The organism is Klebsiella sp. HMSC16C06 (assembly GCF_001808325.1).
GTDB classification, from domain to species: domain Bacteria; phylum Pseudomonadota; class Gammaproteobacteria; order Enterobacterales; family Enterobacteriaceae; genus Klebsiella; species Klebsiella variicola.
The window spans coordinates 135354-150193 of the sequence record NZ_KV793029.1; the positions used below are offsets into that span (position 1 = coordinate 135354).

Genomic DNA, 14840 nt, shown 5'->3' on the forward strand with positions numbered 1-14840 from the left:
ACGGCGCCGGCTCTGGCTGATACGCCTGCGGCGCCGGCTGACCGGCATGCGGAGCATAAGCCGGCTGCTGATACGGCGCCGACTCTGGCTGATACGCCTGCGGCGCAGGCTGAGCAGCGTGCGGATCGTAAACCGGCTGCTGATACGGCGCCGGCTCTGGCTGGTACGCCTGCGGTGCCGGCTGACCAGCATGCGGATCGTAAACCGGCTGCTGATACGGTGCCGGCTCTGGCTGGTACGCCTGCGGAGGGTAACCCGCTTCCGGCTGATAAGCAGGCGCAGCGCCCTGATGGCCAGCCGCGGATTCAGCCCACGCCTGTGGCGCGGCAGTGGCCGCCGCCGCTGCGCCCACGGGCTCAGCGATACTATGACCATTCAGCAACGGATCGTAAGGGTCGAAATCTCCAGGGCGCGCGGCGCTGGCGCCGGAGAACAGCACATCATCCTCTGTGGGACGTGCCGCGCTGGCGCCGGAAAACAGGACATCGTCGGCGGCGACAGGCGCACCGCTGGCGCTGTATTGCACCGCCTCTTCACCGTCATCCATCCGTTTGCCGGAGAAAAGCGCCGCGTCGGTTTTACGCCCCATGGGGTTGGTAAACTTCTCGGCCAGACGCTTACGTCGCGCCAGCGCGCTGCGTAAAATACGGGCACGACGCGACTCCTGAGGGGTTGCCGCCTCTTCGTCGTCGTACTCTTCATCGTCGTCTTCGTATTCGCCTTCATCGACCCAGGTATCATCGCGACGGGTACGGTTGCTGGCAAAGGTGAGTACCGACAGGATCCCGCCGCCCAATTTTTCCGCAATGCTGACCCACGACCAACCGGTGAACAGCGTCAGGCCGGCCGCCCAGATGCATAACAGGGCGATGGTGCCGCCGCTGCTGTGCAGCAGCGGTTGCAGCGTGGTGCTCAGCAGGCTGCCGATCACTCCGCCCGAGGCAAAGTACCAGATATCATCGGCGTTAATGGCTGCCAGACCGCAGGAGGTCAGGATCAGGGCTAACGCGCCAATGAGGCGCAGGGAAACGGCGAAATAATCAATGTATTCGTCGTTTTCCTGATGCCGCCAGGCAAACCAGCATCCGCCAATAATGATGACCGGGATGGTGTAGGCCATGACGCCAAAAATGAAAAAGAGGGTATCGGCAAGCCACGCACCGGGGGCGCCGCCTAAATTATGAATAGGCTCATGCCACGCCGTCTGCGACCAGCTTGGATCCGAGGGGTTAAAGCTCAGTAGTGCCGCCATCAGCCAGATGGCGAAGAGGGAGCAAAGGATGAGCATCGCCTCAAGGAGTCGGCGCCCGCTGCTGAGTTTGGTTAGTTTGACTTCTTTGTCTTCGGTGTATTCCTGGCTCAAGAAAGGCTCTCCAGGTATCAGGCTGTTTCCTGCCTGCTGCTAAAACGGACAACAGCGCCGGGTCTCCCCGGCACTGTTGCTGTATGGATTAACAGGAGTGTAATCAAACTACGTCGATTTTGCACCTGTTCCGTGTTAGCGCGTCTTAATAACCAGACGATTACTTTGCTTGACTTCTTCCATCACCACGTAGGTACGGGTGTCGTTTACGCCCGGCAGGCGCAGCAAGGTCTCGCCCAGTAATTTACGATACGCTGACATATCCGGTACGCGGGTTTTCAACAGGTAGTCGAAATCACCGGAAACCAGATGACACTCTTGAATTTCTTCAAGTTTTTGCACTGCGGCGTTAAATTGCTCAAACACATCCGGTGCGCCACGATTCAGAGTAATCTCAACAAATACCAGAAGTGATGCATCCAGATAATGCGGGTTGAGCAGCGCCGTATAGCCCTGAATAAAACCCTGTCTTTCAAGACGACGCACGCGCTCAAGGCAAGGCGTCGGAGAAAGTCCCACCCGTTTAGAAAGCTCGACGTTAGAAATTCGCCCATCTTTTTGCAATTCATTCAGGATGTTACGATCAATGCGGTCGAGATCTTTGCCAGGGCGCTTCTTGCTATCTACCATTATTATTGTCTCTCTGTATTCCTTCCCTACTCCTGTTCCGGCTCTGTGCCTTCACTGCCAGAGCCCATCCTGTTATTACCCGTACGACAATGGGTAACCCAGGGGTACGTGAGAAGCCCGTTGCCTGACGGCAGTCACCGACATCACGCATGGCGTCTGTCCACACCATGCGTAGATTTCGTTAACCCGGATAAAAATGGCATTTGCGTGCATGAAAATTCGCCGCACGCTAAATACTGCTTTTCTTCTTCCATGAATGTTTTCGCAAAAGCACAGGGGATTGTCAAAGCAAAACATCGATTTTTAGTACAAGATGCCAGATATTCATCATCCCCCCTGGTTGATTCTCATTTTTTCGTCTTATAATTGTCCCGCTGACAGTAGAAATAGTTATATTCTTTGCCGGTAAAATCGCCAATTCATCGGTCGCTTCTATTGCACACATCGTTAACAAAATCGCTGTGCTCTTTTTTTACGACAACAAATTCCCTACAATCTCTGCCCAATGTATGCCAATTATTATGGGGATCTCATGGGCACAGCCAAACACAGTAAACTGCTTATCCTTGGTTCTGGACCTGCGGGATACACCGCGGCGGTCTATGCCGCACGCGCCAACCTGCAGCCGGTGCTGATCACCGGGATGGAAAAAGGCGGTCAGCTGACCACCACGACGGAAGTGGAAAACTGGCCGGGCGATCCTAACGATCTCACCGGCCCGCTGCTGATGGAGCGCATGCACGAGCATGCCGCGAAATTTGAAACGGAAATTATTTTCGACCACATCAGCCGCGTCGATCTGCAAAACCGTCCGTTCCGTCTGACAGGCGATAGCGGTGAGTACACCTGTGATGCGCTGATCATTGCCACCGGCGCATCGGCGCGCTACCTCGGTCTGCCATCGGAAGAGGCGTTTAAAGGCCGTGGCGTTTCAGCTTGCGCCACCTGTGACGGATTCTTCTATCGCAATCAGAAAGTGGCGGTGATCGGCGGCGGTAACACCGCGGTTGAAGAGGCTCTGTATCTGTCCAATATTGCCTCTGAGGTGCATCTGATCCACCGCCGCGACGCCTTCCGCGCGGAAAAAATCCTCATCAAACGTCTGATGGATAAAGTGGCGAGCGGCAACATCGTGCTGCATACCGACCGCACCCTCGAAGAGGTGACCGGCGACCAGATGGGCGTCAGCGGCCTGCGCCTGCGCGATACCAAAAACAGCGACAACGTCGAGTCTCTGGAAGTGGCAGGCTTGTTCGTCGCCATTGGCCACAGCCCGAACACCGCCATCTTTGAAGGTCAGCTGGAACTGGAAAACGGCTATATCAAAGTGCAGTCCGGGATCCACGGCAACGCCACGCAAACCAGTATCCCGGGCGTATTTGCCGCTGGCGATGTCATGGACCATATCTATCGTCAGGCGATCACCTCCGCTGGCACCGGCTGCATGGCGGCGCTGGACGCCGAGCGTTACCTGGACGGTTTGGCCGACGCTTGCAAATAATCTTTACAAGTCAGTAACAAAGGTAAAGAAGGCGACGAAAAGTCGCCTTTATTTTTGCCGCGATGTAACATTGCCGTGCCCAATATTCCCATAACGATACCTGCAAAGCGCGCAATGAATAAAACCCGTCAACAAGAGTTAACCCGCTGGTTAAAACAGCAAAGTATTATCTCCCGTCGCTGGTTGATGATTTCCCGCCTGCTTGGCGTGGCAAGCGGTCTGCTGATCGTCGCGCAGGCCTGGTTCCTGGCGCGGATCCTGCACCGGATGGTGATGGAAAATATTCCGGCAACCGCCCTGCTGCTGCCGCTGACGCTGCTGGTACTGGTCTTTGTGCTGCGCGCCTGGGTGGTCTGGCTGCGTGAGCGGGTTGGTTTTCAGGCCGGGCAGCATATCCGCTATGAAATTCGCCGTCAGGTTCTCGACCGCCTCCAGCAGGCGGGCCCCGCCTGGATCCAGGGCAAACCGGCCGGCAGTTGGGCAACGCTTATCCTTGAGCAGATCGATGATATGCACGATTATTATGCGCGCTACCTGCCCCAGATGACGCTGGCGGCCTGCGTGCCGCTGCTGATCGTTATCACTATTTTCCCGATTAACTGGGCCGCCGCATTGATCCTCCTCGGCACCGCCCCGCTGATCCCGCTTTTCATGGCGCTGGTCGGGATGGGCGCCGCCGATGCCAACCGGCGTAACTTCCAGGCGCTGGCCCGCCTGAGCGGCCATTTCCTCGACCGCCTGCGCGGCATGGAAACCCTGCGTATTTTTCACCGCGGTCAGGCAGAAATCGATAATATTCGCGACGCCTCGCAGGATTTTCGCCAACGCACCATGGAAGTCCTGCGTCTGGCCTTCCTCTCCTCCGGGGTGCTGGAGTTTTTCACCTCCCTCTCCATTGCGCTGGTGGCGGTCTATTTTGGCTTCTCTTACCTTGGCGAGCTGAACTTCGGCCACTATGGCGCGGGCGTCACGCTGATGGCAGGCTTCCTGACGCTGATCCTCGCTCCGGAATTTTTCCAGCCGTTACGTGACCTGGGCACCTTCTACCATGCCAAAGCTCAGGCCGTGGGCGCCGCAGACAGCCTGAAAACGTTTATGGAAACCCCATTGACTCAGGTGGAGCGCGGCGAGAAAACCTTAAACGATAACGATCTGATTGGCGTGGAAGCGCGCGATCTGGTGATCACCTCTCCGGAAGGTAAAGTCCTGGCCGGGCCGCTTAACTTTTCACTGCCTGCTGGCGCACGCGTTGTGCTGGTCGGTCAGAGCGGCTCCGGGAAAAGTTCACTGCTGAACACACTGCTTGGCTTCTTGCCCTACGAGGGCTCGCTGAAGGTCAACGGCGCGGAGCTGCGCGAACTGGACGCCGATCGCTGGCGCCGCCTGTTAAGTTGGGTGGGACAGAATCCTCAACTACCTGCCGCCACGCTGCGGGAGAATGTGCTGCTGGCGTGGCCGGAAGCCAGCGATGCCCAGCTTCGGCTGGCGCTGGATAAAGCCTGGGTCAGTGAGTTTATCGCCCTGTTGCCGGACGGGATCCATACCGCCGTGGGCGATCAGGCGGGTCGCCTGTCGGTAGGACAGGCGCAGCGTATCGCGGTTGCTCGCGCGCTGTTGGTGCCCTGCCGCCTGCTGTTGCTGGATGAACCCGCCGCCAGCCTCGACGCCCATAGCGAACAGCGGGTGATGCAGGCCCTGACCCATGCCTCCACCGAGCAAACCACGCTGCTGGTCACCCACCAGCTCGAGGGACTGGCTGACTGGGATGCCGTCTGGGTCATGAAGGACGGACAGATTATCGAACAAGGCGACTACGCCACGCTGGCCCGTGCCGGTGGGGTCTTCTCGGCGCTGCTGGCCCATCGTCAGGAGGAGATTTAAATGCGCGCACTTTTACCCTATCTGGCGCTCTATAAACGCCATAAATGGATGCTGCTGCTCGGCGTCGTGCTGGCCATCGTGACTCTGCTGGCCAGCATCGGCCTGCTGACGCTCTCCGGCTGGTTCCTCTCCGCCTCAGCGGTGGTGGGTGTCGCCGGGATCTACAGTTTTAACTATATGCTGCCTGCCGCGGGCGTCCGCGGCGCGGCGATTATCCGTACCGCCGGGCGCTACTTCGAGCGTCTGGTCAGTCATGACGCGACCTTCCGCGTGCTGCAGCACCTGCGCGTCTTCACCTTCAGCAAACTACTCCCCCTCTCTCCCGCGGGGCTGGCGCGCTTTCGCCAGGGTGAACTGCTCAACCGGGTGGTGGCCGATGTCGATACCCTGGATCATCTCTACCTGCGGGTGATTTCACCGCTGGTCGGCGCGCTGGTGGTGATTGTAGTGGTCACCTGCGGATTAAGCCTGCTCGACGTTACCCTTGCGCTGACGCTCGGCGGCATCATGCTGGTCACCCTGCTGGTTATGCCGCCGCTGTTCTATCGCGCAGGTAAACCAGCCGGCGAAAGTATGACGCAGTTGCGCGGCCAGTATCGCCAACAGCTCACTGCCTGGCTGCAGGGCCAGGCAGAGCTGATGGTGTTTAACGCCAGCGACCGCTACCGCGCGCAAATGGAAAAGACCGAGCTCAGCTGGCAGGACGCACAGCGCCGTCAGGCCGAGCTGACCGCGCTTTCGCAGGCAGTAATGCTATTAATCGGCGGCATCGCCGTGGTGGCCATGCTCTGGCTGGCGTCCGCCGGCATCGGGGGTAACAGCCAGCCAGGGGCGCTGATCGCGCTGTTTGTTTTCTGCGCCCTGGCGGCCTTCGAAGCCCTGGCGCCAGTCACTGGCGCTTTCCAGCATTTAGGTCAGGTGATCGCCTCCGCACGGCGGATCTCGCAGATCACCGACCAGCAGCCGGAGGTCACTTTCGTCGAGGGTGAAGCCAGCGTGCCTGCGCAGGTGGCCTTAACCTTCACCCAGGTTACCTTCCGCTACCCGCACCAACCCTCCCCCGCCCTGGAGAATATCTCCCTGCAGATTGCCGCCGGAGAGCACATCGCCATTCTTGGCCGGACCGGCTGCGGAAAGTCGACGCTGTTGCAACTCCTCACCCGGGCCTGGGATCCAACGCAGGGAGAGATTTTGCTCAACGACCAGCCGCTGTCCCAGCTCAGCGAAGCCACCCTGCGTCAGGCGATGAGCGTGGTGCCGCAGCGCGTGCACCTGTTCAGCGCTACGCTGCGCGACAACCTGCTGCTGGCGGCGCCAGACGCTGACGATACCGCGCTCTGCGCGACCCTCGAGAAAGTGGGGCTGGAAAAACTGCTGGAAGATGGCGGACTGAACAGCTGGCTGGGGGAAGGCGGGCGCCAGCTATCCGGCGGCGAACTGCGCCGGCTGGCGATTGCCCGCGCACTGCTCCACGATGCGCCGCTGATGCTGCTCGATGAGCCGACAGAAGGCCTGGATGCGGCCACCGAAAGCCAGATCCTGCATCTTCTGGCGGAAGTGATGCGCGAGAAAACCGTGCTGATGGTGACTCACCGCCTGCGGGGCCTGGCGCGTTTTAATCAGATAATAGTCATGGACAACGGCCAGATAATTGAGCAAGGTAGTCACGCGGATCTGCTCGCTAAACAGGGCCGGTACTTCCAGTTTAAACAGCGTCTGTAGGCTATTATCTAATTTTTGCTGATGCGTATTGAGGTTAAAATGCGTCTGGTTCAGCTCTCCCGGCATTCTATCGCCTTCCCTTCCCCGGAAGGCGCCCTCCGTGAACCTAACGGCCTGCTGGCGCTCGGCGGCGATCTGAGCCCGGCACGTCTGCTGATGGCCTATCAGCGCGGTATCTTTCCATGGTTTTCTCCGGGCGACCCGATCCTCTGGTGGTCGCCCGATCCCCGGGCGGTGCTCTGGCCGGAACAGTTTCATCTCAGCCGCAGCATGAAGCGTTTTCATCAGCGTTCGCCTTATCGCGTCACGCTGAATCATGCCTTTGGTGAGGTCATTGAAGGCTGCGCCAGCGATCGTGACGAAGGCACCTGGATAACCAGCAGTATCGTTCGCGCCTATCACCAACTCCATGAGCTGGGCCATGCCCATTCCATTGAAGTCTGGCAAGAGAATACGCTGGTAGGTGGAATGTACGGCGTGGCGCAGGGGGCGCTGTTTTGCGGCGAATCGATGTTCAGCCGGGCAGAAAATGCCTCCAAAACCGCGCTGCTGGTATTCTGTCAGGCTTTTACGCAGAGTGGTGGTAAATTAATCGACTGCCAGGTACTGAACAACCATACCGCCTCATTAGGCGCGGTGGATATTCCCCGCCGCGATTATCTTGACTACCTGTCAGTATTACGCGGCTACCGCCTGCCCGAGCTATTTTGGGTGCCGCGGGTGCTATTTCCGGGCGCGCAATAAAAATGTTTTCAGCACATTTTGCGTCAGGATGGTATAATTGCGCGGTAGAGTAGCTTCTGCCTGTTGCCCCGCCGCCGTTTGGGAATAATAAGAGTCAGATAACGCCCATCGTTCTGTCACTCCCCTTTACGTTTGCGCCTGTCACGCGGCATAGCCGTGTGTGTTCCGGGCAATGCGCCAAAACTACTTCGGCGATTCATACCCGTCATATATCCGTTGCCGGTGTGCTGACTGCGCACCTTGCGGCAAGGCGAATGATTCAGGGTAGATACGTAAAACTTTACTTACATGATGAACTTCGGCATTATCTTGCCGGTTCAAAACTACGGTAGTGATACCCCAGAGGACTAGATGGCCAAAGAAGACAATATTGAAATGCAGGGCACCGTACTTGAAACGTTGCCTAACACTATGTTCCGCGTAGAACTGGAAAACGGTCACGTGGTAACTGCGCATATTTCCGGTAAAATGCGTAAAAACTACATCCGCATTCTGACGGGCGACAAAGTGACTGTTGAGCTGACCCCGTACGACCTGAGCAAAGGCCGCATTGTCTTCCGTAGTCGCTGATTGTTTTCGCCCTTAAGGCGTCAGATGCTGAAGGCCGGGATAATTCCCGGTCTTTTCATATCTGCCGCCGGCAAAAAAAAACCGGCCCAGGGCCGGTTTTTACGTTGAAGACATCGCTTTAGTGGGCGGCTTCCGGTTTGTGCTTCTGCGCGCTCTGGAAATCGTAGGTCAGCGCATTCTTCGCGCTGTCCAGAGACACTGTCACCTGGCCACCATCGACCAGCGAGCCGAACAGCAGCTCGTTCGCCAGCGGCTTTTTCAGGTTGTCCTGAATGACGCGTCCCATTGGACGTGCCCCCATCGCCCGGTCGTAACCTTTCTCCGCCAGCCAGTCGCGCGCTTCCTGACTGACTTCCAGGGAGACGCCTTTCTGGTCCAGCTGGACCTGCAGCTCGACGATAAACTTGTCGACAACCTGATGGATCACCGTGGTAGAGAGATGATCGAACCAGATAATGTTGTCGAGGCGGTTACGGAACTCCGGCGTAAAGATCTTCTTAATCTCATCCATTGCATCCGGACTGTTGTCCTGCTGAATAAGGCCAATCGATTTACGCTCAGTTTCCCGCACCCCGGCGTTAGTGGTCATCACCAGCACCACGTTGCGGAAGTCCGCTTTACGCCCGTTGTTATCGGTCAGCGTACCGTTATCCATCACCTGCAGCAGCAGGTTAAACACATCTGGATGCGCTTTTTCGATCTCATCAAGCAGCAGCACTGCGTGCGGATGTTTAATCACCGCATCGGTCAGCAGCCCGCCCTGATCGAAGCCAACGTAGCCCGGAGGCGCCCCGATTAAACGGCTGACGGTATGACGTTCCATATATTCGGACATGTCAAAACGCAGCAGCTCAATACCCAGCGCCTTCGCCAGTTGCACGGTCACTTCGGTTTTCCCGACCCCGGTAGGCCCGGCGAACAGGAATGACCCAACCGGCTTGTGCTCATGGCCCAGCCCGGCGCGCGCCATTTTGATGGCTTCGGTCAGCGCCTCAATGGCTTTATCCTGACCGAAGACCAGCATTTTCAGACGGTCGCCAAGGTTTTTCAGCGTATCGCGATCGCTCTGGGAGACGCTCTTCTCAGGGATCCGCGCAATGCGCGCCACCACTGACTCGATATCCGCCACATTGACCGTTTTCTTACGCTTGCTGACCGGCATTAAGCGCGCCCGCGCGCCCGCTTCGTCAATGACGTCAATTGCCTTATCCGGCAGATGACGATCGTTAATGTATTTTACCGCCAGCTCAACCGCCGCACGCACCGCCTTAGCGGTATAACGCACGTCATGGTGCGCTTCGTACTTCGGCTTCAGGCCGTTGATAATCTGCACCGTCTCTTCCACCGACGGTTCGGTGATATCGATCTTCTGGAAACGACGGGCCAGCGCACGATCTTTCTCAAAGATGTTGCTGAACTCCTGGTAGGTGGTGGAGCCGATCACCCGGATCTTGCCGCTGGAAAGCAGCGGTTTAATCAGGTTAGCCGCATCGACCTGGCCGCCAGAAGCCGCCCCCGCACCGATAATGGTGTGGATTTCATCAATAAACAGGATGCTGTTGGTATCCTGCTCCAGCTGTTTAAGCAACGCTTTGAAGCGTTTTTCAAAATCGCCACGATATTTGGTCCCTGCCAGCAAAGAGCCAATGTCGAGCGAGTAGATGGTGCAGTCGGCCATCACTTCCGGCACATCGCCCTGCACAATGCGCCAGGCAAGGCCTTCGGCGATCGCAGTTTTACCGACGCCGGATTCACCCACCAGCAGTGGGTTATTTTTACGGCGACGGCACAGGACCTGAATCGCACGCTCCAGCTCTTTTTCACGGCCGATCAGGGGATCAATGCCGCCGACGCGAGCAAGCTGATTGAGGTTGGTGGTGAAGTTTTCCATACGTTCCTCCCCGCCGGCTTGCTCTTCATTGCCAGGCTGGCTTCCGCTGTTATCGGAAGACTGGCTCGGCTCGTCTTTGCGTGTACCATGAGAAATGAAGTTCACCACATCGAGTCGGCTGACTTCATGTTTACGCAGCAGGTAAGCGGCCTGCGACTCCTGCTCGCTGAAAATGGCCACCAGTACGTTGGCGCCGGTCACTTCGCTGCGGCCAGAAGATTGCACGTGGAAGACGGCGCGCTGCAGCACACGCTGGAAGCTCAGCGTCGGCTGGGTGTCGCGCTCTTCTTCCGTGGCTGGCAGGACGGGTGTGGTTTGTTCGATGAAGGCTTCAAGTTCCTGACGCAATGCCACCAGGTCCACTGAACACGCTTCCAGGGCCTCACGGGCCGAGGGGTTGCTTAGCAGAGCCAGCAGCAAGTGCTCGACGGTCATAAACTCATGACGGTGCTCGCGCGCTCTGGCGAAAGCCATATTTAAACTGAGTTCCAGTTCTTGATTGAGCATAGGCACCTCCCCCAATTTTCATGCCTGTATTCAGGCTTTTTCCAGCGTACACAGCAATGGATGCTCGTTCTCCCTCGCGTACTGATTCACCATAGCGACTTTGGTCTCCGCCACTTCCGCGGTAAACACGCCACAAATCGCCTTACCTTCATAGTGAACCGTGAGCATCAGTTGCGTTGCACGTTCAACATCATAAGAAAAGAATTTTTGTAACACGTCAATAACAAACTCCATTGGAGTGTAGTCATCATTGACCAATATCACTTTATACATAGATGGCGGTTTAATCGCATCACGAACTTCGTCGTCAACCAGGTGCTCGAAGTCCAGCCAATCTCTCTTACTCATCGTCAGTGTTCATCATCGGTTGCTGTTGCCAACAGGCGGAGGCCTGTCGATGACCAGAGGTTATGCTCATCACAAATCTACAACAGATCATAGATAACTATCATCTATCGCTTCTATCCGCGACGGCTGTCACATTCCCCGGCAATAGCGTTAACTGCTTCAAATTTTGACGCATTTTTCGCCGTTCCCCCTCCTCAATCGCTTGACGCGTTTTCGTATTTCTCTAAATTGTAGTGGCGAGAGTTGGCGAGCAATTGAACAACTCGTAACTCCACCACCGGTTCATTCCATCTTACTTATAAAGATTTACGAAGGATGTCGAAGTATGGAAATGGGTACTGTTAAGTGGTTCAACAATGCCAAAGGGTTCGGTTTTATCTGCCCTGAGGGCGGCGGCGAAGACATTTTCGCCCATTACTCCACCATCCAGATGGATGGTTACAGAACGCTAAAAGCCGGACAAGCCGTTCGGTTTGATGTTCACCAGGGGCCAAAAGGCAACCACGCCAGCGTGATCGTCCCTGTGGAAGCGGAAACGGCTGCATAACTCTTTTGCTTCATTGTGTACATCCTGCTAATAAAATGCCAGTCCTTCTGACTGGCATTTTTATTTCTATTCGCGTGCCAGCGCATCCACCGGATCGAGCCGTGCCGCGTTGCGCGCTGGCAGCCAACCAAACAGCACCCCGGTCAACGTCGAACAGAGAAAAGCCGTTAGCAGAGCCAGCGGGGAAAAACCGATCTCCCAGCCGGGCAGAAACAGCTGCAGAATAAATGCGATCATCAGCGATAACGTGACCCCCAGCGCGCCACCGACCAGGCAAACCAGCACCGCTTCGATGAGAAACTGCTGCAGTACATCGCTGGCCCGCGCGCCAACCGCCATGCGGATGCCGATTTCGCGCGTCCGTTCGGTCACCGACACCAGCATAATATTCATTACACCAATACCGCCAACCACCAGGGCAATCACCGCCACCAATGTCAGGAACAGCTGTAAGGTATGTGTGGTCCTTTCTGCGGTTTTCAAGATGCTGTCCATATTCCAGGTGAATACATCTTTTTTACCATGCCGCAGCTCCAGTAGACGCAGCAGCTGTTTCTCCGCGGTTTCACTGTCATAACCTTCATGAACGCGTACCGTAATGGAGTTCAGCCACGACTGGCCCATCACTCTTCCCGCCATGGTGGTGTAAGGCAACCAGACGCGGAGAATTTTACTGCTGCCAAACATTGACTGTTTTTCATCCGCGACGCCGATCACCGTGGCCGGCATATTGCCCACCAGAATCACCTCGCCCACCACTTTCGCTTTATTGGGAAACAGCTGGCGACGGGTATTGCTGTCGAGCACTACCACCTGCGCCCGACTGTTGAGCTGCAGTTCATTAAAGGTATTGCCTTCGCTGAAGGTCATGCCGTAAACATTAAAGTACTGCGGCCCGACCCCCTCCGCGCTGGCGGCAACGTCAATATTGTTGGCGCGCAGGCGCAGGCTTTTCGATACCGCCGGCGTGGCGGAACGCACCCATGGCTGTTTCTGGATCGCCAGCAAATCGTCATACTTCAGCGCCTGCTGATAACGCGGGTCGTCATCGCCAAAATCCTTTCCGGGATAGACATCGATGGTATTGGTGCCGATGGCGCGAATATCCGCCAGCACCATCTGTTTGGCGGCATCACCGACCACCACGATCGATACCACCGACGCAATGCCGATAATAATGCCGAGCATAGTCAGCAGGGTACGCATTTTATTCGCCGCCATCGCCCGCCACGCCATAACCAGCGCTTCGCGAAAGCCACTGGTAAACTGACGCCACGCCGAGGGTTCCGGCTGCTGACGGGCGCGCAGCCCACCGCCCTGGCGGCTGCCGGGCGGATTGCGGACGATCTCGCCATCGCGGATCTCAATGATCCGTTCCGCCTGGGCCGCGACCTGCGGATCGTGGGTGACAATGATGACCGTATGGCCCTGAGCTTTGAGCTGATGCAGGATCGCCATCACCTCTTCGCCGGAATGGCTGTCCAGCGCGCCGGTCGGTTCATCCGCCAGAATCACTTCCCCGCCGTTCATCAGCGCACGGGCGATACTCACCCGCTGCTGCTGGCCGCCGGACAGTTGCGACGGCTGATAGTCAGCCCGATCGCCAAGCCCCAGACGCACCAGCAGATCATGGGCGCGCGCCAGGCGTGCCCGTCGCTCGCTGCCGGCATACACCGCAGGCACTTCAACGTTCTGCGCGGCGGTAAGATGTGACAGCAAGTGGTAGCGTTGAAAGATAAAACCAAAGTGTTCCCGCCGCAGCCGAGCCAGCGCATCGCCATTCAACTGCGCGATATCGGTTCCCGCCACCCGGTAGGTGCCGCTGGTCGGTTTGTCGAGACAGCCGAGAATATTCATCAGCGTCGATTTGCCCGAGCCGGAGGCACCCACGATCGCCACCATCTCCCCCGCATTGATGCTGAGGGTGATCCCCTTCAGTACCTCAACGCTGCCGTCGCCGGAAGGGTAGCTGCGACGAATATCACGCAGCTCAAGCAGCGCCGTCATTTTGCCGCCCCGCTCGCGCTCTCGCCGACGATCACTTCATCTCCCTCATCCAGCCCCTGCACCACCGCGACGTCGGTATCGTTGCGGGCGCCAATGGCAACCTCACGCTCTTTTACCTCGCCGGTGCGCAACAACCGGACGTGATAGCGGTTATCACCCACCGCGTCACCCAGGGCGCTCAGCGGGATGGTAATCACGTTTTTCACCTCGGCCAGCTGGATATGCACCTGCGCGGTCATGTCGAGACGCAGGATGCCCTGCGGATTCGGCACCTCGAAGCGGGCATAGTAGAAGATGGCGTCATTGACTTTTTCCGGCGTCGGCAAAATGTCTTTCAGCGTGCCTTCATAGCGAGTCAGCGGATCCCCCAGCACGGTAAACCACGCCTTTTGCCCCGGTCTGAGGTGGATGACATCCGCTTCAGAGACCTGCGCTTTGACCAGCATGGTGCTGAGATCCGCCAGCGTCAGAATGTTCGGCGCCTGCTGGGCGGCGATCACCGTCTGTCCCTGCAGGGTGGTAATTTGCGTCACTTCGCCAGCCATCGGCGCCAGGATCCGCGTGTAGTCGAGGTTGGTCTTCGCGGTGTCGAGCGTTGCCTGGTTACGCTTGATTTGCGCTTCAATAGTGCCGATCTGCGCTTGTTTCACCGCCAGATCGGTGGCCGCGGTATCAAGGTCCTGTCGCGAGACCAGCTGGCGCTGCGCCAGCTGCTGCTGACGGGCCAGAGTCACCTGCGCCAGTTTGCTCTCCGCGCGCGCCTGATTGAGCTGGGCACGCAGTTCCATCAGCGTCGCTTCAACCTCTTTAATTTGGTTTTGCGCCTGCTCCGGATCGATAACCCCCAGCAACTGGTCCTTTTTGACCTTATCGCCGATATTGACGTGCAGCGTTTTCAGCTGTCCGCTGACCTGGGCGCCGACGTCAACTTTCCGCAGGGCATCCAGCTTACCGGTGGCCAGCACGCTCTGCTGGAGGTCACCTTTGCGCACCACCAGCGTCTGGTAGTTCGGCAGCGGCGCATTCAGGATCCGCCATCCCCAGACGGCCAGACCCAGCACAACGATCGCTAACAACCACCAGATTGTCCTGCGTTTTCCCTTCACTTTCATTATCCGATTCCTGCTGT

General features: G+C 57.5%; 12 protein-coding genes. 6 read left to right on the forward strand and 6 right to left on the reverse strand.

Annotation, left to right across the window (positions count from 1 at the left end):
- Together HMPREF3142_RS30035 and lrp are read right to left on the reverse strand one after the other, a co-directional pair.
- The coding region (locus HMPREF3142_RS30035; protein ID WP_228706488.1) for a DNA translocase FtsK 4TM domain-containing protein at positions 1-1363 on the reverse strand (1363 nt) is incomplete at its 3' end.
- Positions 1364-1498: 135 nt separating this feature from the next.
- Positions 1499-1993 carry a leucine-responsive transcriptional regulator Lrp gene (gene lrp, locus HMPREF3142_RS26590; RefSeq protein ID WP_000228469.1) on the reverse strand — a complete coding sequence of 165 codons (495 nt, stop codon included), beginning with the start codon at positions 1991-1993 and terminating at the stop codon, positions 1499-1501.
- A 532-nt stretch (positions 1994-2525) separates the two neighbouring features.
- Between lrp and trxB the strand changes: the two genes are divergently transcribed.
- The 5 genes from trxB to infA all read left to right on the forward strand — a co-directional run bounded on the left by trxB (position 2526) and on the right by infA (position 8411).
- Positions 2526-3494 (forward strand): thioredoxin-disulfide reductase, encoded by a 969-nt coding sequence (gene trxB, locus HMPREF3142_RS26595; protein ID WP_012542328.1) that lies wholly within the window; start codon positions 2526-2528, stop codon positions 3492-3494.
- A gap of 114 nt (positions 3495-3608) precedes the next feature.
- On the forward strand, positions 3609-5375 hold the full coding sequence (gene cydD / locus HMPREF3142_RS26600; RefSeq protein ID WP_023297318.1) for a heme ABC transporter permease/ATP-binding protein CydD: 1767 nt from the start codon (positions 3609-3611) through the stop codon (positions 5373-5375).
- Positions 5376-7097: a heme ABC transporter ATP-binding protein/permease CydC gene (cydC, locus tag HMPREF3142_RS26605; RefSeq protein WP_023322275.1), complete on the forward strand. Its 1722-nt coding sequence runs from the start codon at positions 5376-5378 to the stop codon at positions 7095-7097. It begins immediately after the preceding gene.
- Positions 7098-7136: 39 nt separating this feature from the next.
- On the forward strand, positions 7137-7841 hold the full coding sequence (gene aat, locus HMPREF3142_RS26610; RefSeq protein ID WP_008805841.1) for a leucyl/phenylalanyl-tRNA--protein transferase: 705 nt from the start codon (positions 7137-7139) through the stop codon (positions 7839-7841).
- 351 nt (positions 7842-8192) lie between these two features.
- On the forward strand, positions 8193-8411 hold the full coding sequence (gene infA, locus HMPREF3142_RS26615) for a translation initiation factor IF-1 (protein ID WP_001040187.1): 219 nt from the start codon (positions 8193-8195) through the stop codon (positions 8409-8411).
- A gap of 118 nt (positions 8412-8529) precedes the next feature.
- Here the strand turns inward: infA and clpA are convergent, their stop codons facing one another.
- Positions 8530-10809, reverse strand: coding sequence for an ATP-dependent Clp protease ATP-binding subunit ClpA (gene clpA / locus HMPREF3142_RS26620; protein ID WP_012542332.1), 2280 nt, complete (start codon positions 10807-10809; stop codon positions 8530-8532).
- A 30-nt stretch (positions 10810-10839) separates the two neighbouring features.
- A complete protein-coding gene (clpS, locus tag HMPREF3142_RS26625) occupies positions 10840-11157 on the reverse strand; it encodes an ATP-dependent Clp protease adapter ClpS (RefSeq protein WP_002896520.1) in 318 nt (105 codons plus the stop codon).
- A 325-nt stretch (positions 11158-11482) separates the two neighbouring features.
- On the opposite strand from clpS, the gene cspD reads away from it, so the two are divergent.
- Positions 11483-11704 (forward strand): cold shock-like protein CspD, encoded by a 222-nt coding sequence (gene cspD, locus HMPREF3142_RS26630; RefSeq protein ID WP_002896516.1) that lies wholly within the window; start codon positions 11483-11485, stop codon positions 11702-11704.
- A gap of 66 nt (positions 11705-11770) precedes the next feature.
- Here cspD and macB read toward each other — a convergent pair whose 3' ends face one another.
- Both macB and macA read right to left on the reverse strand, forming a co-directional pair.
- A complete protein-coding gene (macB, locus tag HMPREF3142_RS26635) occupies positions 11771-13711 on the reverse strand; it encodes a macrolide ABC transporter ATP-binding protein/permease MacB (protein ID WP_008805839.1) in 1941 nt (646 codons plus the stop codon).
- A complete protein-coding gene (gene macA / locus HMPREF3142_RS26640; protein ID WP_008805838.1) occupies positions 13708-14823 on the reverse strand; it encodes a macrolide transporter subunit MacA in 1116 nt (371 codons plus the stop codon). Before macA ends, macB begins: the two co-directional genes overlap by 4 nt.
- Positions 14824-14840: the final 17 nt, after the last annotated feature.